The sequence below is a fragment of the Geoalkalibacter ferrihydriticus DSM 17813 genome, from assembly GCF_000820505.1.
In the GTDB taxonomy this organism is placed as follows: Bacteria; Desulfobacterota; Desulfuromonadia; order Desulfuromonadales; family Geoalkalibacteraceae; genus Geoalkalibacter; species Geoalkalibacter ferrihydriticus.
Genome location: NZ_JWJD01000002.1, coordinates 208,886 through 235,445, shown reverse-complemented (window position 1 = coordinate 235,445; position 26,560 = coordinate 208,886). Strand labels below are relative to the sequence as shown.

Here is a 26,560-nt window from a genome sequence, read left to right as displayed (position 1 = left end):
AGCACCCTCGTTCGCCCGGGTGGTGGAATTGGTAGACACAAGGGACTTAAAATCCCTCGGGGGGTAACCCCTGTACGAGTTCGAGTCTCGTCCCGGGCACCAATTATTACAGGTGGTTAGACCGTTAATCTCTGCGTTTCTTTATTCTCTGTGGAGCCTTTTTTTTGCGCTAGTCCCCGTTCTGGTCCCCGTTTGTTTTCTGCCTTTTTAATGCCGAAAGCCTCAGCAGAGGTCTCTGCCGAGGCTTTCGGTGTTGTGCTGCACACGTCGATTGATGCTAGGCCATTTTTTTTCGACCTGTCATCCACCCCTGAATCTCTGACTGGAGCCACCCTACACGCTTTGGGCTGAGCCGATATGCCCCAGGAAAATCTCCTGACTGGATCATTCTATAAATTGTTGCCTTGCTTAAGTTGACCATTGTTGTAACCTGCCAGATAGAGAGGTATTTATCGCTTTTACTTTCTTTCATGGATCCTCCGTTTTTGGGTTTTTGGATAAAAAAGTGCAGTCGAGACAGGACGACACTCCCCCGACTGCCTGAAACCTTTCTGGATGTTTTTAGAAAGCATCAAGGCAAACCGCAGCCTGGGCTTTCACAGGCAGCCCTTGATCAGCTCCTCGCCTACGACTGGCCCGGTAATATCCGTGAGCTGCGCAACCTGCTGGAATATGCCGCCATAACCTCCAGTGGCGAACTGATTCAACCAAAACACCTGTGTCTGCAACAACAGGATGAAGTGTGCCATGAAGAGTTGGACCGTGGACGCATCTCCCTCAATTTTAACTTTTCCCCTGAAGAGTTTTCCCTCGCTGCCGTCAATCGGCAAGTCATGGATTGGGCACTGGCTCAGTGGAACAACAATAAATCCTCTGCTGCTCGCTTGCTGAAGGCCTCCCGCAAGCTGTTTTACTGATTCTGCACTCTAAACTCCTACCGACTGTCCCGGCCGGGACAATATGTCCTCTGCGGGACAACTCTTTTTTGTTGAATTCAGTTAACTTATCGAAATTACATCTTCTACATATCTGGCATAGATTTCGCTCCTACTCTGTTCGTTAGCTAATTACCAATCAATATTGTCCGAATGTGGACATTCCTGTCTTGCAGGAGGATGCTATGTCTCAAGAGGCGGTCGAACGCGTATTAGGAAGGCTTTTGACCGATGAGGGATTTCGTCGTTCGGCTAAAGAGTCACTGGAGGTCGCTTGTATGCAGCAAGGTTATGTGCTGACCACAACCGAACTGAGCCTCCTGTCCGGCCTGAAGCTGCAGGTTATCAACGAGGTTGCGGCGCAGCTGAATCCCGGTCTCTGCCGGGCAGTGACGACCAAGGAAATAAATCAAAATCGTAACTATTCACCTTCAGTCCAAGAATCGTCATCCCCGTATGCTTTTGTCGGGGATCCAGAATTTAAACTTTAAAAGATCTGGATTCCGGCCAAAATCACGCCAGAATGACGAATTTCAGACTTTCGCAAAAAATGTCAAATGAAGAGAACTAAGCTAAAAACGCCAAATGCAAGGCGCGTAATTGTCGAGCGAGGAGGCGTACTTAGGTACGTTGAGGTAGCGAGACAATTAAGACGGAGTTGAAGCTTGCACCGCAGTTGGCGAATTTTTGCGACGCCATCAACCTGTCCCACATTGAGGAGTACGCCATGAATAATATTTTCCGTTCCATCTGGAGTGATGCTCTGGGTACCTTTGTCGCCGTTTCTGAGATCGTTTCGAGCCACGGCCGTGGATCAGGCAAGCGGGGCCGCTTACGATTGCTGGCAGCTTCACTGCTGTTGACTCTCTGGATCTGCAGCGGTACGGCGGTGGCCGGTACCCTGCCCACGGGCGGCAATATCGTTGCCGGTTCCGGTGCTATCGCCACCAGCGGCAACACCATGACCGTGACGCAAGATACCCAACGCATGGCGGCGGACTGGACCTCCTTTTCCATTGGTCAGAATAATACCGTCAACTTCAACCAGCCCTCCAGCAGCGCTGTAGCGCTCAACCGGGTAACCGGTGCCGATGCCTCAGTCATTCAGGGAGCGCTCAATGCCAACGGTCAGGTGTTTCTGGTCAATGCCAACGGGGTGCTCTTCTCCTCCACCGCCCAGGTTAATGTGGGAGGCATCGTCGCTTCGACCCTCAACATCACCAATGACGATTTCATGGCGGGGAATTACCGCTTTGAAGACAATTCCAGCAACGCCATCGTCAATCAGGGGAATATCACCGCCCACGGTGATGGAACAATCGGCGGCACCATCGCCCTGATCGCTGCCCGCATCGACAACAGCGGCACCCTCACCGCCAACGGTGGCCATGTGTTGATGGGCGCAGGCAGCAAAGTGACCCTCGACCTCGGCGGTTCCGTGAAGATTCAAGTCGAAGAAGCTGCGATTGATGCCCTGATCGAACAGGGCGGGGCGATTAAAGCTGATGGTGGACTGGTTTACCTCACCGCCCGCGCCGCAGGTGAACTCACCAGCACCGTCATCAACCACACCGGGATCACCGAAGCCCAGACCCTGGCGACAGGGGCAAAAGGCGAAATCTTCCTGATGGGGGATATGGTCAATGGTCGCATCGAGGTGGAGGGAACGCTCGATGCCAGTGCCCTGAACGGTGGCGATGGTGGCTTTGTTGAAACTTCAGCCGCCAAGGTGCAAATCCAACCCGACCTGGTGGTGACGACCAAAGCCGCAAACGGCAAAACCGGGGAATGGTTGATCGACCCGACAGATTTTACCATTGCAGCAGGATCGACCCCACAAACGGATAGTGGCATTGGCGCTGACACACTCACCTCAAGCCTCAATACCACAAACGTGACAATAGAGACAGTAACTGACACAGGCAGTGAACCTGGCGATATTCATATCAATGCCGATGTGGTTTGGGTTGCAAATACCAAACTTACACTGGATGCTACTAACAACATCTACGTCAACGCCACAATTGAAAACACCAACACCACGGGTGGCGGGGTGTATTTTGATGCGAGCAATGTAACGGATGCAGTGGTTTTTTATGACAACGGAAAAGTCGTTATCCACAACGTCGAACAACTGCAATGGATGAACACGGCTCTCAATGGAACCTATGAGCTGGGTTCAAATATTGACGCAATGGTCACTTCCACATGGAATCTTGTTGATTCTACGTCTGCCGGTTTTGTACCGATTGGAGATTGGATAATTCCATTTAAAGGAAACTTTGACGGCCTTGGGCGTACTGTCGATGGTTTGTTTATCAACCGTCCAGATACTAATGGTGTGGGGTTATTTGGCGTTGCAATGGATTCATCCATCGCTAACATCGGTCTGACCAATGTTAATGTCACAGGGGGAGACTTTGTCGGTGGCCTTGCTGGTGGGCTTTTCTTTTCCAGGATAGGAGGAAGCTACGCTACGGGCAATGTCACTGGTAATGATGGTGTTGGTGGACTTGTTGGCGCGCTTGCCTTATCTACGATAAGTGAAAGCTACGCTAGGGCAAATGTCACTGGCAATGAAGGAATTGGTGGGCTTGCTGGTGTGCTTGTCGTTTCTGCAATAAGTAAAAACTACGCTATGGGAAATGTCACCGGTAACCTTATGGTCGGTGGGTTAGTCGGGGGTGCAGAGTATTCAGCAATCGAAAACTCTTACGCGCAAGTAACGATTACAGGAGCTGACAAGGGGGGCTCGGGGGAGAATCATGCTGAATTTGGTGGGCTTGTCGGTCACTTGGTTGACTCATCAGTAGCTGATTCCTATGCAGTTGGGCAAATTTTACATGCCAGTGATGCTGAAAATGTCGGTGGATTGATCGGGACCAATATGATGTATGTCGATGCTGAGACCCCTGTCCCTCGATCAGATAACGATAATATCACCAACAGTTTCTGGGATATGCAAGCATCCGGACACACAACTTCAGCGGGTGGAATTGGCAAAACCACTGCCGAGATGAGGGATTCATCGACGTATGGTAATTGGGATTCATCGATCTGGTCATTTGTCGATGGCACTACGGTGGAGGGTTATGGCCTCTCAACACCTTACTTAACCCATGTTACTACCAGTGCCCACCGTGACGATATGCTGTCAACCCTCTTTGCCAGTGGCTGGGGTAATGCTGACGCTGCTTACACCATCACTGACTGGACTCAGTTGCAGAACATTAATGTTGTCGCCAATAAGGGATTTCATTTCCTGCTGTCAAACGATCTCGGTACTGAGACTGCCGGCTACAACACCGAAGTTGGCACCTTTGTCGATGGGGTACTGACCTTGGCGAATGACGGCCATGGCTGGAGTCCGATCGCCCCATATATCGAAGGTAGTACTATGGAAAACTCCGATGGGTTTATGGGACATTTTGATGGAGGTGAACATACCATCGACGGGCTTGCGACCGACCAGGATGTGTTGGCTGGCCTCTTTGGTACATTCAAAGGAGGGTCAGTAGAAAATCTGAGGCTTACGAATGTTTCTGTCAATGGTACTGAGCTCGCTGGTGTGCTTGCAGGCATGGTAGTCGCTTGGGACGATTCCGTCCGATTTGAAAGTATCACCATTGACGGCGGCAGTGTTGAAGGAGGGAGTGCGGGTGGTCTGCTCGGTTTTGCCCTTGGATTTCAGGAGATATCCATCCTCAATGTGCACACTGATGTAACGGTCGTTGGTCAAAACGGTGTCGGTGGCGTAGCGGGTATGCTCTTCATGGGTGCCAGGGTAGACAAGTCGAGCAGTGCCGGCACTGTGACTGCTGGCGAAAGCGATTGGGATGATGCATATGCCGGCGGCCTGATTGGAGCTGCATGGAATTCTACTATCAGCAACAGCTACAGCACTTCCACCGTTACGGCTACAGGGAATGGTGTTGGTGGGCTCGTCGGTGAGCTGATGGAAAGTGACATTGACAACAGTTACGCCACAGGTGATGTCGTTGGAGCTGAAAAGGTTGGCGGATTAGTCGGCTCCATTTCCAAAGACGGCGGCGACGTTAGCGGCAGCGTTCGCAACAGCTACGCCGTTGGCAGCGTTAGCGGCACAGCTGATGTCGGTGGGTTGATTGGAGCGGAAGACGATGCCGTTTTGAGTAATAACTTGTGGAACATCGAAACAGCCGGTGCCGGTATTACCCGTGGCGTTGGTAGCGGGGAGGTCGATCCTGCCGGGGTTGTTGGTAAAACCACTGCTGAATTAAATAAATTCAGTACGTTTGTTAATGCGGGTTGGGATGTAGGTGTAGGAGATAGTTTGTTTCCTGAACTGAGCATGGGGGGGACACATATTTGGATAATAGCGCCAGAAGCATTGAGCTATAGTCTTTCAAATGTGAGACGTCCCTACGAAGGAACGGCTTATACGCTCAGTGATTTCTGGAGTGCGGAAACCCTCTTTGGTGCAAGTTTCAGTGGATGGGAGTTTGGCACAGATTATAGGTTTTTAGATACGAATGCCACAGTTGTGACAAGCTATACCAATGCAGGAACCTACAACAATCTCCATGTTGACATTTTGCGAACTGGTTACACTGAAGCTGAAAGTGGCAATACACCAGGCACCCTGACCATCACCCCGCGTCCCATCACGGTTGTTGCTGATGACAAAAGCAAAGTCTATGGCAATGCCGATCCCGACCTGACGTATCAAATTACCGCTGGAAATCTCGTCGGTGAAGACCAACTGACTGGCGCCCTTACTCGTACTGCCGGTGAGAGAGTCGGTAATTACACCATCGACGCCTCGGTCCTTGCCAATAGCAACTATCTGATCACCGCCAATAACGGCACATTGACCATATTAATTAATGAGCAACTGCAAACAGCACAAACTGCCGCCCAGAATACCGCTACCCAGGTGGTAGGGCAGATGACTGGCGGCACAGTCACCCCCACAGGTGCGCCCATTATTTTGACTCCCTCCGTGCAAACACCCGCAGTAGGAACCCCCGACGCCAGCTTCAGCGGTGGCCTGAAATTCGTCGACGCTGATTCTGATGTCGGTACTGACAGCGGAGATGGCACCAGTATTACCGGAAGTAGCTATCAATCCGGCCGCGACGCCTCCGGTTTCATGAATGTCTCCGTCATGTCCGGTGGTATCAACTACGCTACAGATGAAGGATCAACAAACGACGACAGCAACTAAGCAGATCACACAGGCCCGATTCCGTCCCTGTCTCTGACAGAATCGCGCCTGTCCTCGCTCTGCACGGCACTCAACAATTAGTATCTTTTTCACATAGAGCAAAAAGGAACCAACAACGTGAACTTAACAATACGCTTCATTGCTGCCTTTGCAGCAGTCCTCATCGCCCTGCCCGCTTTCGCCCAGATACCTCCCGATACCGGCCAAACCCTGCAACAGTTGCAGATGCCACCCCAATTGCCGTTCCCCAGCGACGGTTTAGTCATCGAACCCCAGACGCAAGACCCCACCGCCCCTGGTGGCCCGACGGTGGAAGTTGCCCGCATTGAATTTTCCGGTCACAGCGTCTTCAGTACGGAGCAACTTGAGCAGGTTGTGGATGAGTTACTGGATCAATCCTACGACCTGGCCGGACTGCGCGATATCGCCTGGCAGGTGACCAGCTATTACCACCACAACGGTTACCCGTTCGCCCGTGCTTTTCTCCCTGCCCAGACCTTAAGCGACGGGACCGTTCAGATTCAGATTGTCGAAGGCCGCTACGGGCAAATCACCGCCCAGGGGGATGACAAGCTCGCTGCTGCTGCCCAGCGTCGCCTTGGCAGCCTTAAGTCTGGTGGTGTCATTGCCTCTGCCCCTTTAGAGCGCGCCACCCTGATTCTCGATGATCTGCCTGGCTTGCGAACATCTCCCCTGATCCGCCCCGGACAGGAACTTGGCACCGGCGATCTGTTGGTGACAGTCGAAGCCGATAAGCGTTATAGCGGTGATATCGCTGTTGACAACCATGGCAACCGCTACACCGGCGAATATCGCACCCGCGCAGGACTCAACCTCAATCCCCTGGTGCTGGTCGGTGATCAACTGCAACTGCGCGCTATGATCACCAGCGAAACCCTGCTGCTCGGTTCCGCTACCTATAGTGTTCCCCTCGGCTCATCGGGACTGCGCGGCCAGGTGGGTTACGCCTATACCGACTATGAACTCGGCAAGGAATACTCTTCCCTCGACAGCACCGGCAAAGCCCACATCACCAGCGTCGGTCTCAGCTACCCGATCATCCGTACCCAGCGTGGCAATCTGACCTTAAGCGCCATCTATCAGCACAAGCGCCTGATCGATGAAAACCTCGCCGACCGTACCCGCCGCACCAGCGACAGTATGCCGGTCAGCCTGTTGTTCGATCACCGTGACGGCATCCTGGGTGCCGGGATCACCTACGGCAGCCTGACCTGGACCCCGGGGCGGGTCAAAACCAACGTCAACGACCGCCCCGAAGGCAGCTTCCACAAGGTGACCCTCGATGTTGCTCGCTTACAGCAGATTACCAACAACCTGACCCTCTTTACCCGCGTCAGCGGCCAGAAAAGTGACAGTAACCTTGATTCCTCCGAAGACTTTGGTGTCGGCGGGGTTTATGGGGTACGCGCCTATCCCAGCGGCGAAGGCTACGGCGATCAAGGGATTCTCGCCCAGATCGAACTGCGCTACCGCATCAAGCAGCTAAGCCCCTATCTGTTTTATGACGTAGGTCATGTGCGCATCAACAAACATGAGGATGGTTCCGACAACCATCGCCGTATTGACGGCGGAGGGATGGGTGTGCGCGCCAACTACAAAAGGTTCACCACCGACATCGCCGTCGCCTGGCGTACCCGAGGTGGTGAGCCGCTGTCCGACAGCAAGGATCGTGATCCCCGGATTTGGGCGACCTTGGGGTACAGCTTCTAATTGGTTTCCGAGTCGTGAACTACATTTAGATTCAGTGTTCTCAACTAGCTGAAATCACATATAAAAAGGAGTGTTTGTCATGAAAAAAATGTGTCTGATTTTTATTAGTTTTCTACTCATTATCTCAGCCGCACAGGCGGCAACTCAGCCGGTTATGTTGACCATTGCCGAGCAGCAAGCAACGGCTGCCTTTGAGCGTCTTGACGCCGGGCTCAAAACCGCTGCAGAAAAACTCGGAGAAACCGGGCTGACCGGTGCAGCAGCCAGGGTTGTTTTAGCGGCGCTCTGCCAGGAGGTCAGCTATGCCGTTGATTGCGCCACCGTCGATACACAAGGATTGCTGACAACGATTGAGCCTGCCGCATACCGTCATTTTGAAGGCACTGATATCTCAGATCAGCAACAAGTCAAGCAGATGCTGGAACTTCACAAACCGGTACTGAGCGGGGTTTTCCGTTCGGTTGAAGGATATGATGCGGTTGATGCGGAATATCCGATTTTCAATGCTGAAGGTCGTTTTATCGGTTCGGTGAGCGTTTTGTTCAAACCGGAAAGATTTCTGGGGGAGATCATTCAACCTCTGGTCAAGGGGACACCGCTGGCTGTCACGGTCATCGATGTGGAAGGGCGAATCCTGTACGCTATCGACCCGGCACAGATTGGCCTCAATATCTTTACTTCAGAAGTATTTCAGCCCTACACCGATCTTGTTCAGCTGGTCCGTAAAATTGTCGCCACTCCCGAGGGTCATGGCATCTATCGCTTCAAAAGGGAATACCTGACCGCTGAGGATGTTGACAGAACAGCATTCTGGACGAGCGCATCACTGTACGGAGTCGACTGGAGGCTGATCGGCATTCGGTTGGAAGAACATACTCAAGAACCGATGGCAGCAGTTACCACTGGGGCTGTTGCTGCCGAACAAGCGCTTGAATTGTTGGCTGCGGATACCACCTTCAAAACGGCACTGATTGACGACGATAAAGATAAAGCGATAACGCTGCTTGAGCAGTTTTACGCATCAATGCCGGGTCTCTACTCGGTGCAATGGGTTAACGCTAAAGGGATAAACCGTTTTGGCTTTCCGGTGGAAAACAGCCTTATCGAGTATGACTACAACCCCGGAACGGCCGAAAGCGACAGGCAGATCTTCCGGATATTGAATAAGCAACAAGCGGATGTTTTAGAAGCGCCATTGTTTGAGGGGAGAGTCGGTTATTTCACCTTTAAACCGATCTTTAGTGATGATCGGTATCTGGGCATGGTGTACAGCATAAAGCTGAAAAGCGATTAAAAACACTAAGTAAAGGAGTGCTTATTATGAAAAAAATGTGTCTGGTTTTTTTTAGTTTTTTGTTCATTATCTCTACCGCCCAGGCGACAACGCTGCCGGTTACGTTGACAATTGCAGAGCAGCAGGCAAAGGCCGCCTTTGAGCGACTTGACGCCGGTCTCAATTCAGCTGCAGAAAAACTCGGAGAAACCGGGCTGACCGGTGCAGCAGCCAGGGTTGTTTTAACGGCGCTCTGCCAGGAGGTCAGCTATGCCGTTGATTGCGCCACTGTCGACACTAAAGGGGTGCTAACGACCATTGAGCCTGCTGAATATCGCCATTTTGAAGGTACAGATATATCAGACCAGGATCAGGTCAAGCAGATGCTGGAACTTCACAAGCCGGTACTGAGTGGAGTTTTTCGTTCCGTGGAGGGGTATCACGCGGTTGGTGCACATTATCCGATATTCAATGCTGAAGGTCGTTTTATCGGCTCGCTTAGCGTCATGTTTAAACCGGAAAAATTTCTGGGAGAGATCATTCAACCTCTGGTCAAGGGGACACAGATGGCTATCTCGGTTATGGATCTGGAAGGACGAACCCTCTACGACAGCGACCCGGCACAAATTGGCCTCAACATCTTTACTTCAGAAGTATTTCAGCCCTACACCGATCTTGTTCAGCTGGCGCGAAAAATTGCTGCAACTCCTCAGGGGCAAGGCACTTACCGCTTCAAACAGGAAGATCTAAGCGGCGCTGATGTCGACAAAACTGCGTTCTGGACGAGCGTGTCCCTCTATGGAGTCGACTGGCGACTGGTGAGCATTCAGCAGGAATAATTAGAAACAAGAACCGGTAGTGTCGGATTCTTGATGCGGTATGGATATTCATCAATCGAAGGTAACGAGATCATGCACACTACCACTGCTCATGAGTTAATCAAGCGGCTGGAACTTATCCGGCATCCGGAAGGAGGCTGGTTTCGTGAGACTTATCGATCCAGTGAAACGGTACCTGCCGGCGCTTTGCCTGAGCGTTTTGGCGGCGGTCGGGTTTTTTCCACCGCCATCTATTATCTGCTTGAGTCCGGTGACATGTCGGCTCTGCACCGCATTAAATCTGATGAAGTGTGGCATTTTTACGCCGGCTCAGTGCTGCAGATCCATTGCCTGTTGCCGGAGGGCAGTTATCAGGAATTTCGTCTTGGGGCAGATGCGGCGGCGGGGGAACAGTTCCAGGTGGTCGTACCGGCGGGGTGCTGGTTCGGAGCTGAACTGGTCGGAATAGCAGAAGGAGAAGGAGGGGGGTTCGCACTGGTCGGATGCACCGTAGCCCCAGGATTTGACTTTGCCGATTTTGAGATGGCGCAAGCAGGGGATCTGTGTGAGCGCTATCCGCAGCATGCGGAGCTGATTATGAAGATGACGAGAGTGTAGAAACCAAGAAACAAGGAGAATAGTCAGTGAAACGAATGATGAAATCAGTATGTGCGTTGATTGGTCTGCTTCTGGTGCTGCTCCTGGCCGGGTGCCATTCTTCTTCCTCCTCCTCTTCTTATTCGGAGCCGGTGACAGTGGTCAAGGTCGGTGCTGTTCTGCCGCTGGATGGTCCATGGTCTTCGTTGGGAGAAAGCGCCGCAGTAGCGCTGGATCTTGCTGTGGAATCGGTAAATTATTATCTGCAGGAGGACAACCTTCAGCTGGAACTGGTGGTGGAGAACAGCCACAGTGATGCCGGCGGGGCTTTGGTGGCTCTTCAGTCGCTTCATGCACAGGGAGTGCGTGCGGTTGTTGGCCCCATGACCAGCGACGAAGCTGCGGTAATGGTGGGTTACGCCAATGCCAATGACATGTTGCTCGTGAGCCCGTCGAGCACCGCAGTTTCCCTCGCTCTGCCGGACAATCTGTTCCGAATGGTGCCAAATGACTCAAACCAGGTTGAGGCTCTTATTGATCTGATAAAAAATCAGAATTTCACTCACCTGCTTCCGGTTTTTCTGAATGACCCCTATGGCAGAGATTTTGAGCAGCTCATGCGCGCTGATACCAGTGACATAGAAGTCCTTGACGCCATCAAGTACGAAGTCCATACAACTCATTTTGCGCCGGTGGTGAGTAGTATCGAGGTGGTAGCTGACACATTAGATCCTGACAATACTGCTGTACTGTTCATTGGTCGTGATTCCGACGCCGTGCAGATATTCTCCAGCGCTGGTGTTTCCAGCCCGCTTGCCGACTTCAAGTGGTTTGCTACCGATTCGATTATTCGTGAAGCAGCGATTTTACATTCTCCAGTAGCCAGGGATTTTGCTGCAAGCGTAGAGCTCGAAGGATTTACCTTTTCATCGGAAGCAACGGCCCCTGTTGTTTCCACTATGATGGTGACCGGAATGATGGCAGCAGAACTTGGCAGGACGCCATCACCTTCCAGCCTGGGGGTTTGGGATGCCCTCTGGTTTGTCGCGGAAGCCTATCGCCTGAATCCCGAGGCCGACACGGCCGAATTGATAGAAAACTTCATATCCGTGGTCAATAATGCGGGCAACTTTTCAGCCCAAATGACACAACTGGATGACAATGGCGATATGATACCGGTACGGTACGCACGCTTTGTGGTTGAAGAGGGGAGCAGTGGTATACGTTGGACCCTCAAGGGGCTGTTCATCAAAAGTATTAATGTAGGAGTTTTGTCCCTTCCGGTGACCGCAAGTCCCACGCATGAAACAGGGGAGGCTGTCATCGGTGTTCTTTTGCCTCTGTCGGGTGCCAATGCCGAGCAGGGCTTTGGCGCGCAGCAAGCGATCAACCTCGCGCTTCAACATGCCAATGACTATTATCAGAAGTCTTTAGGCGTCAATGTCAATTTCAAAGTGGAAGTGCGTGACACGGCCGGCAATCCCGCAACTGCTCTTGCGCAGTTGCAAGCGTTACATGCTGAAGGTATTGAGCTGTTTATCGGCCCTATCTACAGTGGAGAACTGGCCGCCGTGCGCGACTATGCAATGGCAAACGACATCGTCATTATCAGTACCACCAGCACTGCGCCCTCCCTGGCCAGATCCGATGACCGGATCATGCGTCTTACCCCGGATGACACCCATCAGGCTAAAGCTTTGTCACACCTGATAACGGCACAGCACAAAGAGCATGTTGTGATGATTTATCGTGACGATGTGTATGGCCAGGATTTTGTCACAGCGTTCTCCGCAATATTTGAGGGGAGTATCAATAGCTACGCTTATGCACCTGATACGACCAGTTTTTCCACTGTTCTCGATCAGGCTTCATCCAGGGTCGCCGCCATTTCAGAGCCAACCGACACAGCCGTTCTGGTTGTTGGTCTTGATGAAGTCACTTCTCTGCTGGAAGAGCTGAAAACAGGATCACTGACCGAGGTGAAGTGGTACGGTACCGACGGTATCAGCAAAAGTCGAACACTGCTTGCATCGCCTGTTGCAATGGCCATTGCGGAAAGAATCCAGCTGACCTGCTCGATATTCGACGCTGCAGCAAGGACTTATTTACATTTCGCGCATCCGGTCCTCGAATCAAAGTTGACTCCGCTTCTAGGCGGATCTTCAACCTGGAACGAAGTCAGCGCCTACGATGCCCTGTGGCTCAGCGCCAGTGCTTTTGCCATGACTGGTCCCAGTGCCGATTCCGATGAGCTCTGGGCGTATCTCACGAATATCTTCGCTTCCTCCGGCATTAACGAAATGTACTTATTTAACGAACGTAATGACCAGACAGTCAGCCACTATACGTTTTATACGCCCAGGGAAACCGGCAGTGGGCCGGTCTGGATAGCGACCGCTTTCTATCGTGATTATTTTTTTGCTCGTGACAGCCTTGAGATCATAGGTGAATAGCGGGGAGTGCAGATATTAAGATGTGCTCAGGATTTCACCTGAAGATGAATGAAATTTTTATTAAAGGGGAAACCGAGTGAAACGACTTTTACTTATTTGTGTTGCGATGACTCTGGGATTATTGGGTTGTGGAGAATCTGATTCGCGTGATCAGACTGACGATGTCAAGGTCTGTGCCGCCGTCCGTGGTAATGGTCATCTCATGCCGGCCCATTTTGGAGGGCTGGCGCGCATGGTTGAACACTACGGCCCTGTCTATGCGGTTTCCGGAGGAAGCTCGGCCAGCTTAACCTCATTTATTTTGGATTCCATCCAAATGAATCCGGCGATGGCACGATGTGGAGAAGGGCGCTGTGACTTTGCAGCCGAATCCGCCCGGATCGCTCTCGCCCTCAAGTCCTTCCAGGGGTACACCGAGTACCTGGCCATTTCGGGAGAGATACTGGCGATTTATGCCGGGCGCCCCATCATTGGGCGTATTCAAGCCGCAGGCATCGAAGAGATGCTTGCGAGTGATCCTGTAGCCGCTCAGGAAGCGCTGAAGGATGTTTTGAGACAGGAAGACCTTGCTCGTTTTGTGAATCCGGAGCTGATCGAACTGGTTCAATCCTCTCAATTTCCAGAGTTTCATATTCAGGACATCATCGATTCGAATAAAAATTTCGGGCGGTTGAGTGCAGATGAATCGAAGATTCTTTTTCGCCCCGGCCTGATCAGTTTCGCAGAATTGTCTCGCCAACTGGGAATCACAGCAAGCTTCTATGCAGGCTACGAGCCCGCCAATCTGGTCGGTTATTCGGCATTTCTGGATGCTTGTGCCGAGCGTTCGGTCGGTAAGCCCTGGTCTGAAATTCGAGAAATATCAGTAGGGGAGGCCACCTGTGGGAAGCTTTTCTACAGCCTCATGGGAGAGTTCGATCAGCGCTCAGCTGCGGGTAATTATCCGTCGCGTCTGGATGATACGGTGGGCGCCGGCATGCCGGCTTTGATTTCGACTTCGGTTCTGACCGGCGCTGCAGTGAATGAGATCAATCAGTCCCAAACGGCTTATGTGGCCGGGGAATCCGAAGTCTTTTTGAATGTAAATTTTAACGACGTGCGTTTTGGCTACTGGGGTTCTCGCGAAGCGATGTCAGTTCTCGAAACCACGACAAACTATCGGTCTGATTTGAAGTCGAAGAAGGCCCTCGGGCTGGGAGAGGCGAGCTGGAGGATGGTTCTGCAATATTCCCCTGTCGAACCGGGGCTGGACCGCGCTCTTCCGATCGATGATTTCAATGTCTCGGCAGGGGGCTGGTCCGATCTTAGTCCGGTCCTGGTGCTCAAGGATATCGGCTGCGATAAAGTCGTCTTCGTAACGCGAGCCGGCGATGAATCGGTCTTCGCGACCGGTGTTGCCGAGATGCTCGGGATGACCCAAGCTGAACGGGCAGACCTCTACGATCTGACCGACCCGGAGAGTTCTGCTTCGCAGTCGTTGCGCGAAGCAGACGCCATACTCTGCACCAACTGGAACGAGGTCGGACCTACATCGTTCGAAGCATTAATCAACGATGCCTATAATGCCCCATTGCAAACGACGGATCCCTTCTTCACAGGGAAGGGATATGCCAACGTCGTTCCCGATACAGGGAAGCTGGGCTGTACAGTCAGGCAATGAACTATGACTCTTGAGTGGTACGGCACCCGACGGAATCAACAAAGTCGAATACTGCCGGCACATTCGACCTTAATCTACCAAGGAGACTAATGAAATGAATTGTCAATTGCCTGCAACCAACACTCTAAAACCCCTCATCTCCCTGCTGGTGTTGCTATTCACTGTTGTATTGTCCGGTTGCGGTGGCAGTTCGGGCAGCGGGAGCGATCCCATTGTGATTGCGGGGATCGATATGAACCCCCATGTCTATGAGGAAAACGGCATCATTGTCGGCATTGATGCGGAGGTGGCAACCATGGTGGCGGCAAATGCTGGCGTCGATCATTGGTTGGAGATCGATGATGTCAGCTTCACCGAGCTCTATAACAAAACCAAAGCTGGCCCGAATCGGGCGATCATCGGTATCAACTATGCGGAGTCGAGAAAAGATGATTTCAAATGGGTTGGGCCGATCAACAGATCAGGATTTCATGTTTACACGAAAAAGGGCGCAGTTTCAGGGGCAGGCCAGGCGGTAGCAAAAGAAATCCCCAGGATAGCGGCGGTGCCGGGATGGCTGGAAACGACAACCCTTGAAGATCAGGGGTTTACAAATCTGGAATACTTCAATTCCTACGAAGAAGCCTTCACTGCCTTCGAAAATGATCATGTCGAGGCGATAGCCACCGATCTGATGCAGTTAGCCTACAGGGTCAGGGGTAAATATTCCATCACCGCTGACTTCGACACAGTATACAGCTACAAATCAGCCTTTTATTATATGGCGTTTTCAAAGGATGTTGATGACAGGTTGATCAGTTCAATGCAGAGTGCTCTTGATGAACTCATAATAAGTGGCACGGTGTACGCAACGCTAAAAAAATACTTTTCCACCGCACCGAAATTCATGAGCCCGGATATCCTTCAGGTGTTCTCTGAATATGCACCGCCTTTCAATTATTACACCGGGTTTATCGGTAACTATCAGGTTGCCGGTTCGTCTGTTGAAATCGTCAAAGAAATCCAGAAAAGGCTCGGCGGCTACACGTCAAGTATTTATATGACCAGCTGGTTTGACGGCTACGCAACCGTGCAGGAGCTTCCCAATAGTGCCCTGTTCACGACAGCCCGAACCCCTGAGCGGGAGGATCTGTTTCAGTGGGTCGGGCCGATAGCGCCCATGAACCCGAATTTCTATACCCTCAAAAGCGCAAACATCACTGCGGATACACTTGAACAAGCTCGTTGGTTGACAGTTACAACGCCGACCCAATGGTATACCCACGATTTCCTGAAAGCCAACGATTTCAGCGACATTCTCACCACCTATTACCCGGCAGATTCGTTCGCTCAACTGCTTGAGCGGGAGGCTGATGCCATCTACATTGATCCTGATGCTATTGACTGGTTATGCAGAGAGAGGGGCACATCCTGCGACGATCTTTACCGGTTGCCTATCGAGACACCGCAACGTCAGGGGTATATCGCCTTCAGCCTGAATACGCCCAAAAGCACTGTAGATAAGTGGCAACAGGCTCTGGATGCGATGAAGGCCGAGGGCGTCTTTGATGTGATCCAGCTGGGATGGGATGGCAGTCTTGAACGGTTTTCGCATGATCCGGCGTTGGCGGCTGCGCTGGACGGAGGAATGCAGGAAAATGTGCTGAAGGAGTTCAAGCGGTTTTACGATGCTTTCCCCGGGCTCTACTCTGTGCAATGGATCGACACGACCGGGATCAACCGTTTCGGCTACCCTGAAGCCAACAGCCTCCCCTCCGGTTATGTCTACAATCCCGCTGACATCCGTGACAGTAAGTTTCTTGCTGCACTTGCCAATCGGCAGCAACCTTCTGCTTTTGAAATCCCTCTGATTGAGGGTGGTGAAGGTGCGTTTCTTTTCTATCCGGTCTACAGGTATGGTCAATATCTGGGAGTGGTATACACGATCAAACTGAAAAACTAGGTTCCTGTAAAACATATAAGGAGTTTCGATGATAGCAGCCACGCAGGCAGCATCTATTAGCAACAGCCGCATCTACTTCTGCGCCCCAGTCAACGCACTGGTTGGCTAAGGACCAGCCCATCTTTGATTAACAAGTGAGGTGCACCAATTGAACCGACCGGGAAAAGTAACCATGTTACGCATATGTCCCTGTTAGGGCTATTTATTACGCTAGGAGGTTATTTGATATGAATGTTTCAAGGTTGATTAGTTTTCGGGTTTTCATGACGATTTTTCTTTGTTTAACCCTGTTGCTCGTAGGTTGTGGCAGTAGCAGTTCTCACCGCTCGGATGCGGATAGTACACACCAAATGGGAGGATCGATTCAGGGTAAAGAACTTGCTCTAACTGGAGAAACGGCAACGATTTTCGGAGCGGGCGACGTGACACCGGATGGGTATCGCACCTCAGTCGTGATCACCACTCCCTACGGGATCACTGCGGACAACGACAGCTTTTATGTCAGCGAAATGTTTAATCACACCATCCGCAAGATAGAGATGACCTCGGGCGAAGTCACGACGCTGGCTGGAGTTGCTGGCTCATCCGGTTCAGATGACTCAAGTAGCGGAATCGCCCAATTTGCGATGCCCCTCGGCATTACTACCGATGGCACCTACCTGTATGTCTGCGATGGAGCCAATCACACGATTCGCCAGGTGGAGATTGCCAGCGGATTAGTCTCGACATTAGCCGGTGGCGCCGGTGACGCTGATTTTGCCGACGGACAGGGCTTCGATGCCCGGTTCGACAATCCCAACAGTATTGCCACGGATGGAACACATCTTTATGTGACCGATTTGAATAATCACGCGATCCGTCGAATTGTAATCGCCACTGGTGAGGTAACAACCTTGGCAGGTAGTGCGAGACATGAGGGTTCAAATGATGGCAGCGGTTCCGCTGCTCGGTTCTATTTTCCAAACGGCATTGCCGTTGACGGGGGCAATCTCTATGTGGTGGATACCTATAATCATACTATCCGCCGGATTGTGATTGAAACTGGTGAGGTAACAACCCTGGCAGGTAGTGCGGGGGAAAGTGGTACAACTGACGGCCTCGGTTTAGCGGCTCGTTTTAATGAACCCAGGGGTATTTCTCTGGATGGGGATGTTCTTTATGTAACCGATGGAGTGAACAATACGGTTCGCAAGGTGGTCATTACTACCGGTGAGGTAACGACAGTGGCAGGAATCGCCATGCAGAGTGGCGCGACCGACGATATTGGTACACAGGCGCGATTCAATGCACCAAGAGGGATTATGGCGTTGGGTGACAGCCTGTATGTGAGCGATACTGAAAATAGTCTGATCCGTGCCGTCGATATATCGACCCCGGAGAACACCGTTGTCACCTTTGCGGGGTTTATTAGCCATGAATTTGCAGACGTAACGACCGATGGCACCAACCTCTACGTAAGTGATTTCGGCACCCGAACGATTCAAAAAATCAACATTGCTACTGGTGTGATAACGACATTGGCAGGCCGCTTTGGGACTATCGGTTCAACGGATGGCGACAGTTCTGTTGCCCTGTTTAATTATCCACAGGGAATCACAACCGATGGCACCAACCTCTATGTAACTGACTATTTTGACAACACGATCCGTATGGTAAGCATTGCCAGCGGTGAAGTCAGTACCCTGGCAGGCACCTCTGGCACTATGGGTTCATCTGACGGTATTGGCAATGCCGCCGAGTTTAGTTTTCCTTACGGCATTACTACGGATGGGACCAACCTGTATGTGTCCGACATGCTCAATCAAACAATACGCCAGATTTTAATTGCTACCGGTGAGGTGACGACATTGGCGGGCAGTGTTGGCAACAGCGGTTCTAACGACGGGATCGGTCCTGACGCCCGATTCTTTTATCCGCTAGGGATAACAACCGATGGGACGAACCTTTATGTCGCCGATTATTATAACAAAATCATTCGCCAGGTCGAAATAGCGACGGGGGCGGTGACGACCCTGGCAGGAAGTGCCGGTAGCAGCGGTTCTGTCGACGGCATCGGTATAGATGCTCGATTCTCTTCTCTAAGCAATATCACTACGGATGGCACGAACCTCTATGTCAGTGACTTCGAGAACAAGAATATTCGTCAGGTTGTCATTGCTACCGGTGAGGTAACAACAGTAGCGGGTAACGCCGAGAAGAGTGGCTCAACCGATGGCTCCGCCACCGAAGCCCTGTTCGATGGGCCGACTGGTATAACAACGGATGGTAAACGGCTTTACATCTTGGATGATTTCACCAGGATTCGTGCGATACGATAAATGTTTCCTTAAGAGCAACGGTCAATAGCTGGTAGCCTTGCTGCAGATATATGAAGGAGTTCACGTGAAGATTAAAGGAATCGCACTCGTCTTTGTCTTAATGACAAGTTTCTTCCTCCATGGCTGCGGCTCTGGTGGTGGCGGTTCTGATATTACGCCGGAAATTGTCTGGTCGGCCAGCACAGAACACGGCGGGCAATCTGCCACCTTCATTGTGCCAATGAATACTGTAAGCGATGATGGCTTACGGATTAGTCTGGCGTTGAAGCGCTATCCGGCTACTGGCGAGAAAAAAGGGAGCATTGTTTTGAACCCCGGAGGCCCGGGCGCTTCTGCTGTGGACTATCTGGACTATTTCGCCGTCAGCAATCTGGGGCTCAGGCTCAGAGAAAATTTCGATCTCGTGGCTTTTGATCCACGAGGGGCTGGTCATTCAACCGCAGTGCGTTGCGTGGACAATCCTCTCCCCTTTGTGGCCATAGATCGAAACCCGACAAGTGAGATTGAGTACCAACTCATGATCGCGACCGTGCAGGATTACACTGCCCGATGTGCGAAAAACAGCGGTGATCTGCTTGAGCACGTCAGTACGATGGATGTGGTGCGGGATATGGAGCTGATCCGTCAGGCGCTGGGCGAGGGGAGATTGAACTATATTGGTTTCTCCTACGGCACGAAAATCGGCGCTCTGTATGCGGACACCTATCCCTTGAATGTCCGTGCCATGGTGCTCGACGGTGTTCTTCCTCCGTCGCTCACACTGCTGGATTTTAGGTTGGAACAAACCTCAGGTTTTGAGAAATCCCTACAGTCATTTTTGATGGCATGCGCGCAAAACGGCTCCTGTCCCTTCGGAGCAGGAGACCCCGAACTGGCATTAAAGTCTCTGATGGCGAATCTCAAGCAACAGCCGATCTCCGTAGGTGACCGGCTGCTGACCTACGGCAAAGCTAAATTCTCTGTCATGTTGGGGCTCTATGATCAGTACTATTGGCCGCTACTGGAACATGCCCTGGCGGCAGCGGAGGCGGGCGACGGCAGCCAGATGCTGATGTTGGCGGATGACTATTTCATGCGCGCCAGCGATGGCAGCTATCCCCATGTCGTCGATGCATTTTATGCCGTTACCTGTACCGACTCTTCTCCGCCGAGTGCGGCAGAAGTAGAAGTTCAGATTGGACCAGTCATGTCGGCTTATCCCTTCTTCGGCGCGATGTTGATGAATGACCTCCTCTACTGTACTTATTGGCCTGCAGCTCCGGGACTGCAACCTCAAACAGTCAGGGCTGTTGGTGCGCCACAAATCATGGTGGTTGGGACAACCGGAGATCCGGCTACGCCTTATGCCTGGTCGCAGCGATTGGTGGGCGAACTGGATTCATCCTTCCTGGTGACCTTGGAGGCTGAAAGGCATGTCGCCGGCGGCACAAACATCTGTGTTGATGATCGCTACGAGCAATATCTGCTCCATCCCCAGACCTGGTTTTCCGATCTTACTTGTAGCGAGATGTAAGTACAAGCACCGGCCCGCTGGTGGCGCACCCGAACCTGGCCCTTACGACGATCGATGAGAAGACCATCAAGGGTGAGGCTGCCGTCAACAATATCTTGACAGAGGGCAATGACAGTTGCATTTTTGCTACGGTTTTCTGCGCCATCCTCAACACGGAAACCGGCGAGGTGCGCTTTGGCGCCGCCGGGCACAATCTGCCGCTGGTGATGGACGCACAGGGTATGCGCTACCTTGCGGTGAAACCGGGGTTTGTCCTCGGCCACTATGGAAGATACTGATCGGGGCAAGTCGGAAGATTAGCTGCCAGCGCACCTTTTAATAAAAAAACATTGAACAGAGGAGACGCTCTACATTTTGAAAAACCTTGTTTCAATTTTACTTCTACTGACCGCCTTGCTGATGCTTGCGGCCTGCGGCGGAGATGGAAAATCGTCCGGGGCAACCCTTAAAGTGGGCATGGCTTACGACTCCGGCGGCAAGGGCGACGAATCATTCAACGATATGGCCTATGCCGGACTGGCTAAGGCGCAGCAAGAGTTTGGCGCCGAGGTCATGGAGATCACAGCCGCAGTAAGTGATACAGATAACGAACGTCGTGAGCATCTGCGGCAGTTGGCTGCTCATGGCTACAACCCGGTCATTGCTGTCGGTTTTGGTTATGGTGTCGCTATCACTACCGTTGCACAGGAATTTCCCGACACTACCTTTGCCATCATCGATGCAGAAGTTGCGGGGGCGAACGTTGTCAGTCTGCTGTTTGCAGAAGAGCAGGGGTCGTACCTGGTCGGCGTGATTGCGGCAGCGGCCAGCAACACCGGGAAAATCGGCTTTATCGGCGGCATGGATATTCCGTTGATCCATGCATTTGAAGCAGGTTATCGGCAGGGAGCTGAATCAATCAATCCAGATATAACGGTTGAAGCCGCCTACATGGGGACTGACGGCGATGCAACGGCGTGGAATAACCCGGAAAAGGCAAAGATGGCAACCGAAGCAATGATTGCAGCTGGGGTTGATGTCGGGTATGCCGCTGCTGGTGCTTCAAATGCCGGTATGTTTCAGGCGTTCAAGGCAGCCAAAGAAGCAGGTAAAGAGGTATGGGGAATCGGTGCGGATGCCGACCAATATAATGTGCCTTCGCTGGCTGAGGTCAAAGATGTAATTCTGACCTCGATGCTGAAACGGGGTGATGTGGCGGTATTTGAAGTCATCGAAGGGGTTGCGTCCGGATTACCCTTGGTGGGCGTTCAGAACTTTGACCTGAAACGCGGGGGCGTTGGCTATGCCACCTCAAACCCGGCGGTTGTACCGTACCAGGAAGCCGCAGATGCGGCTGCCGCTAAAATCATAACCGGTGAGATCAGCGTGCTGAAACAGTTGTCTGGCGATTGATTCAAGGAACTTTTGTTTTGGAACAGAAACCTGCCGGAATTATTTACGGCGTCAATGATATACCGCCGTTGCGAACGACGCTGTTGCTGGCATTTCAACACGCCGCTCTAGCGCTGGTCTTTATTGTGTATCCGCTGATGGTGCTGTCCGAGGTATCCGGGACCCAGGCAGAAGCCGAAGCGATTGTGACAGCTTCCATCCTGGCCATCGCTGCCGGCACTTTTCTGCAATGTCTGGGTCGTAAAGGCATGGGCAGCGGTTATTTGGCGGTGCACATCAGCACTCCGGCGTGGTTGCCGGTGGCCTTCCAGGCGGTCACCATGGGCGGAATGGGACTGCTTTTTGGCATGACGGTGGTTGCCGGAATCTTCATGATTATTTTTTCACGCTTTCTTCGCCATCTGCGCAAGGTTTTTCCGGCGGAGGTTTGCGGCGTTGCCATCCTGGCCCTTGGTATCTCCATGGTCGGAGCGGCCATGACGAGGATGCTGGGGCTTGGCAGCGACGGTCAGGTGGATCCGAATACTGTTGTCGTTGCTGCTGTGACCCTGACCATCATCGTGGCCTTAAGTGTCTGGCCGAAGGGGCACATCCGATTATATTCTGTCATGATCGGCATCGTCTGCGGTTACGTTACGGCGCTTTATCTTGGTGTTGTCGATGTGGCGAGCATCAGAAACATGTTCGATGGAGGGTTCCTTGCGTTACCAACCCTGACCGTGCCGGAATGGAAATTCGAGTGGGTATTGCTCATTCCGTTCCTGTTGGTCGCACTGGTATCGTCCCTCGATTCTGTCGCCGGCATTGTGACCTGTCAGAAGATCAATCAATCAGAGTGGGTTCGTCCTGACATGAATAACGCCGGGCGCGGTATTCTAGCTGATGGCGTTGGTGTGACCTTGTCAGGCATGCTGGGAACCCTCGGAACCGGAATATCCACCAGCCATATCGCTCTTTCTTCAGCAACCGGAGCCACGGCTCGCCGTATCGGGTTGCTGGCAGCGCTGATGTTGCTGGTTTTGGCGTTTGTCCCTCCAATTGCAAAACTGCTGTCGCAGATCCCGGCACCGGTTATGGGGGTGGTTCTGTTTTATGCCTCCGTGTTTCTGATCACCTCCGGCATCGGACTGATTACCACCCGCATGATGGACAACCGCCGCGTGTTCATGGTGGGCAGTTCCATTGTCGCCGGGCTTTTCGTGATGCAGTTTCCTGAGCTTGTCGCGCAGCTCCCTAGCTGGTTGAGCAGCGTTGCCGGTTCCGCTTTTGCCGTTTCTTCGCTTTGCGCCATCATCCTGAACCTGCTGTTTCTTATCGGCACGTCCCAGACGGCAACCATCCGGATTAAGTCGGAATTGGTTAATCTTCAGGAGGTCAGAATCTTTTTCGAGCAGAACGGCGGCTCATGGGGCGCCCGTCGGCAGGTGATCCAGCGGGCGGAGGCCGCAGTCAACGAACTGCTGGAGACCTTGATTCTGATGGAATTAGCCTGCGAGACGATTGATGTCCAGGCCCGTTTTGACGAATATAATCTGGATGTTACGGTTTCTTATGCAGGAATGGCGCTTTCTGCGCTGGATCAGCAGCCGTCAACTGAACAACCTCTTGACGAAGATGCCATGCTCATGCGGCTGCCTGCTTTGCTCATTCGTCAGTACGCCGACCGAGTGTCGGTTGATAGGGTGAATCAGCGGCAACGTGTGTCACTGCACTTTGAACATTAAATGAATCGGGATGTCTCTCTTTAATCCCCGCTTGCTGACAAAGGTTATCAGAAATGACGAAACAAAATCATACTGCGCGCCGATTTTGGGGTGTTCAGGTTGCTGTCATCCTCCTGCTTTTGCTGCTTGGTGCCGGTACTCATCCCGCTGCGGTTGCCGCCACCGGTCTGAAAAAAGCTTCTCTCATGCCGCTCTGGAGTCCTCAGGCGCAGTTTGCAGGCTATTATGTCGCTTTAGAAAAGGGGATCTATGCTAAGCATGGAATCGACCTGAAAATTCTGGAAGGGGGGCCGGGACATTCGTCTGCTGAAGCCTTGCAAGATGGCACCGCCGACTTTGCTGTCCTCTGGCTTAGCACCGCTCTGCAACAAAATGACTCCGGAAAAACTCTTGTCAATCTGGCGCAAATCGTTCAGGAATCGTCGATGATCCTGGTCGCCCGAAAATCCAGTGGGATCACGACGCCGGCAGCGATGCAGGGCAAAAAAGTCGGTCTCTGGGGTGGCGACCTGGCGTTGCCGGCTGAAGCCTTCTTTACCAAAAATCAGCTTCAGGTGAACCGGATCCCCCAATCCTACACCGTGAACCTTTTCCTGCGAGGTGGCGTCGATGTGGCGTCGGTCATGTGGTACAACGAGTACCACACCATCCTGATGTCCGGAGTCAATCCAGAGGAACTGGATCTCTTCTTTCTCAAGGACTATGGCATCGCCTTCCCCGAAGACGGGCTTTACACTCTAAAAGAGACGTATCGTCAGGATCCTGCTCTTGCCGCTGCCTTTGCCCAGGCATCCCTTGAAGGCTGGCAATACGCCTTTGACCATCCGGAAGAAGCGGTAGACATTGTTCTGCGCTATATGAGAGAGGCAAAGGTTCCCGCCAACCGTACCCACCAGACATGGATGCTGGAGAGAATGCGTGACTTGATCGTGCCGCAAAACAACGACCAGGAAACAGGTCAACTCAGCTCCGTCGACTATGCCGCGGTAACAGACACGTTGCGCACTATGGGGCACATCATGACTACCACCGCCTATGATGATTTTATTGGGAATTTCGATGTTGAGAACTAACAGCATCACCTCCAGGCTGATCCTGGTGATTACCCTTTGCAGCGTTGGCATCTTCGCGATAACCACCGGTTATTTCTATCATAACTCCCGCGCCGCGCTGGAGAGGGAGCTGGAGAGCAATGCCCGCAATCTGGTGCTGGCCTCGGTTAACCGGGTAGATAAGGAGCTTACGGCCATCGGCAAGGTCGCTGAAGGGGTAGCCCGGTCGCTTGAGACCGGCAACTATAGTGACCAGGCACTCAACACCCTGCTGTCGGAAACCATGGAGGGAAACCCGCATATTTATGGCATCGGTGCGATGTTTGAGCCGGATTCTGTGACTTCCGGCGCGCAGCCACGGGCACCCTATTTTTATCGAGAAGATGGCGAGCTGTTGTTTGCTCCGGAAGAGGATTTCCGGTTCCTGCCGTTGGACTGGTACCAGATTCCGAAGGAGTTGGGGAACAAAGAATGGAGCGAACCCTATTATGACGGCGGCGGCGGGACGGTGCTGATGACCAGTTGCTCGCTCCCCTTTTACGAAGAAGGTGGTGACCAGCGTCATTTCCGCGGGATTGTCGTGGCCGATGTTTCCCTGAGTTGGCTTACGGAAATTGTAGCCTCCATCAGGGTGCTCGAAACCGGCTACAGCGTCTTGATCTCCCGCAATGGTGCTATTCTGACCCATCCCGACAAAGAGATGATCATGAACGAGACCATCTTCACCGTTGCCGAGGCACAGAACAATCCGAGCCTGCGCGATATCGGCCGGAAGATGGTGCGGGGCGAATCAGGCTTTACCCCTCACATTGGTACCAACGGTGTCAAAAGCTGGATGTATTATGCGCCGGTTGCATCGACCAACTGGACTCTGGCAGTGGTATTCCCCGAAGCAGAACTCTTTGCCGAGGTGCGTTCCTTGACGATAAAAATTGCATTGATGGGGGTGGCCGGGATTCTGTTACTGGCCATGGCGGTGGCTTTTATTGCCCGTTCCATCACCGCGCCGCTTCATGCCCTGGCTAGCGCAACGCAGGCGGTTGCTGCCGGGGATTTTGACGCCCCGCTGCCGCCGGTCCGGTCACAGGATGAGGTGGGCAAACTCACTCAAGCCTTTAGCGCGATGAACAGTGCGCTGAAAGAGTATATCCGCAACCTGACCGAAACCACCGCCGCCAAGGAGCGCATCCAAAGCGAGCTCAAGGTCGCCACCGATATTCAGGCGAGCCTGCTGCCGCAGATTTTCCCCGCCTTCCCGGATCGTCCCGAGTTCGATATCTTCGCCTCCATGGATCCGGCCAAAGAGGTCGGCGGAGACTTCTTCGATTTCTTTTTTATCGACGAGGATAATCTCTGCTTTCTGATTGCCGATGTCTCTGATAAGGGGGTGCCGGCCGCTCTGTACATGATGGTGGCAAAGACTCTGTTAAAGTCAGAAGGTCAGCGACTTGGAGAGCCGGATCAGATACTTGCCAACGTCAACAATATCCTTGCTGAAAACAATGACAGTTGCATGTTTGCCACGGTATTTTGTGCCATCCTCAATATCAAAACCGGCGAGGTGCGCTATGCCAATGCCGGGCACAATCCACCGCTTGTCCTTGACGCAGCGGGCATCCGCTATCTGACCCTGCAGCCGGGCTTTGTGCTTGGCCCCATGGAGGATATCGTTTACACAACCGAACGACTCACCCTGCAGTCGGGGGATGTCCTTTTCCTGTTCACGGATGGGGTGACTGAAGCGACAAATTCGGCCAACGATTTATACGGTGAACCACAACTGCTGGCAGCCTTGCAATCCGGACCTCAAGAAGATCTGGTGGAGATGATCCACAATATCCGCGCCGAAGTCACACGCCACGCCAATGGTGCTCCGCAATCAGACGATGTGACCATGGTCGCGTTGAAATATCGGGGATCATAAACATAATCGATGAAACATAAAA

Annotated in this window: 18 protein-coding genes and 1 tRNA gene; 18 read left to right on the top strand and 1 reads right to left on the bottom strand. The window is 52.4% G+C overall.

Annotated features, from left to right (window positions below; translation table 11 throughout):
• Positions 1 to 13: 13 nt before the first annotated feature.
• A tRNA-Leu gene (locus GFER_RS07280) sits at positions 14 to 102 on the top strand.
• 175 nt (positions 103 to 277) lie between these two features.
• On the opposite strand, the gene GFER_RS07275 is transcribed toward GFER_RS07280, so the two are convergent.
• Positions 278 to 472 (bottom strand): helix-turn-helix transcriptional regulator, encoded by a 195-nt coding sequence (locus tag GFER_RS07275; protein ID WP_040097949.1) that lies wholly within the window; start codon positions 470 to 472, stop codon positions 278 to 280.
• Between the two features lie 13 nt (positions 473 to 485).
• Between GFER_RS07275 and GFER_RS07270 the strand changes: the two genes are divergently transcribed.
• The 17 genes from GFER_RS07270 (at position 486) to GFER_RS07190 (ending at position 26,538) form a co-directional block, all read left to right on the top strand.
• Positions 486 to 917 carry an AAA-type ATPase lid domain-containing protein gene (locus tag GFER_RS07270; protein WP_152611421.1) on the top strand — a complete coding sequence of 144 codons (432 nt, stop codon included), beginning with the start codon at positions 486 to 488 and terminating at the stop codon, positions 915 to 917.
• A gap of 203 nt (positions 918 to 1,120) precedes the next feature.
• Entirely contained in the window at positions 1,121 to 1,426 is a 306-nt protein-coding gene (locus GFER_RS07265; protein WP_052446133.1) for an Os1348 family NHLP clan protein, read from the top strand.
• Between the two features lie 236 nt (positions 1,427 to 1,662).
• Positions 1,663 to 6,141, top strand: a complete 4,479-nt coding sequence (locus GFER_RS07260) for a two-partner secretion domain-containing protein (RefSeq protein WP_139171970.1) — start codon at positions 1,663 to 1,665, stop codon at positions 6,139 to 6,141.
• A gap of 117 nt (positions 6,142 to 6,258) precedes the next feature.
• Positions 6,259 to 7,872, top strand: a complete 1,614-nt coding sequence (locus GFER_RS07255; RefSeq protein ID WP_052446131.1) for a ShlB/FhaC/HecB family hemolysin secretion/activation protein — start codon at positions 6,259 to 6,261, stop codon at positions 7,870 to 7,872.
• 79 nt (positions 7,873 to 7,951) lie between these two features.
• Positions 7,952 to 9,166, top strand: a complete 1,215-nt coding sequence (locus tag GFER_RS07250; protein WP_040097943.1) for a cache domain-containing protein — start codon at positions 7,952 to 7,954, stop codon at positions 9,164 to 9,166.
• 26 nt (positions 9,167 to 9,192) lie between these two features.
• Positions 9,193 to 9,984: a PDC sensor domain-containing protein gene (locus GFER_RS07245; protein WP_040097941.1), complete on the top strand. Its 792-nt coding sequence runs from the start codon at positions 9,193 to 9,195 to the stop codon at positions 9,982 to 9,984.
• Positions 9,985 to 10,056: 72 nt separating this feature from the next.
• The gene (locus GFER_RS07240; protein ID WP_040097939.1) at positions 10,057 to 10,581 is read left to right on the top strand and encodes a cupin domain-containing protein; all 525 of its coding nucleotides are present in this window, start codon (positions 10,057 to 10,059) and stop codon (positions 10,579 to 10,581) included.
• A 35-nt stretch (positions 10,582 to 10,616) separates the two neighbouring features.
• Positions 10,617 to 13,013, top strand: coding sequence for an ABC transporter substrate-binding protein (locus GFER_RS07235; protein WP_040097937.1), 2,397 nt, complete (start codon positions 10,617 to 10,619; stop codon positions 13,011 to 13,013).
• Between the two features lie 76 nt (positions 13,014 to 13,089).
• The gene (locus tag GFER_RS07230) at positions 13,090 to 14,673 is read left to right on the top strand and encodes a hypothetical protein (RefSeq protein WP_139171974.1); all 1,584 of its coding nucleotides are present in this window, start codon (positions 13,090 to 13,092) and stop codon (positions 14,671 to 14,673) included.
• A gap of 94 nt (positions 14,674 to 14,767) precedes the next feature.
• On the top strand, positions 14,768 to 16,615 hold the full coding sequence (locus GFER_RS07225) for a substrate-binding periplasmic protein (RefSeq protein ID WP_040097934.1): 1,848 nt from the start codon (positions 14,768 to 14,770) through the stop codon (positions 16,613 to 16,615).
• A gap of 227 nt (positions 16,616 to 16,842) precedes the next feature.
• Positions 16,843 to 18,933: an NHL repeat-containing protein gene (locus tag GFER_RS17590; RefSeq protein ID WP_074669466.1), complete on the top strand. Its 2,091-nt coding sequence runs from the start codon at positions 16,843 to 16,845 to the stop codon at positions 18,931 to 18,933.
• A 64-nt stretch (positions 18,934 to 18,997) separates the two neighbouring features.
• Positions 18,998 to 20,446, top strand: coding sequence for an alpha/beta hydrolase (locus GFER_RS07215; RefSeq protein WP_052446127.1), 1,449 nt, complete (start codon positions 18,998 to 19,000; stop codon positions 20,444 to 20,446).
• 20 nt (positions 20,447 to 20,466) lie between these two features.
• Positions 20,467 to 20,724, top strand: coding sequence for a SpoIIE family protein phosphatase (locus GFER_RS07210; RefSeq protein ID WP_040097933.1), 258 nt, complete (start codon positions 20,467 to 20,469; stop codon positions 20,722 to 20,724).
• Between the two features lie 76 nt (positions 20,725 to 20,800).
• Complete coding sequence (locus GFER_RS07205; RefSeq protein WP_052446125.1) at positions 20,801 to 21,838, top strand: BMP family lipoprotein; 1,038 nt, start codon at positions 20,801 to 20,803, stop codon at positions 21,836 to 21,838.
• Positions 21,839 to 21,855: 17 nt separating this feature from the next.
• Positions 21,856 to 23,562: a solute carrier family 23 protein gene (locus tag GFER_RS07200; RefSeq protein WP_040097932.1), complete on the top strand. Its 1,707-nt coding sequence runs from the start codon at positions 21,856 to 21,858 to the stop codon at positions 23,560 to 23,562.
• Positions 23,563 to 23,615: 53 nt separating this feature from the next.
• A complete protein-coding gene (locus tag GFER_RS07195; RefSeq protein WP_052446124.1) occupies positions 23,616 to 24,635 on the top strand; it encodes an ABC transporter substrate-binding protein in 1,020 nt (339 codons plus the stop codon).
• Entirely contained in the window at positions 24,622 to 26,538 is a 1,917-nt protein-coding gene (locus tag GFER_RS07190) for a SpoIIE family protein phosphatase (RefSeq protein WP_040097930.1), read from the top strand. The genes GFER_RS07195 and GFER_RS07190 overlap by 14 nt, the downstream gene beginning before the upstream one ends.
• The last annotated feature ends 22 nt before the right edge of the window (positions 26,539 to 26,560 follow it).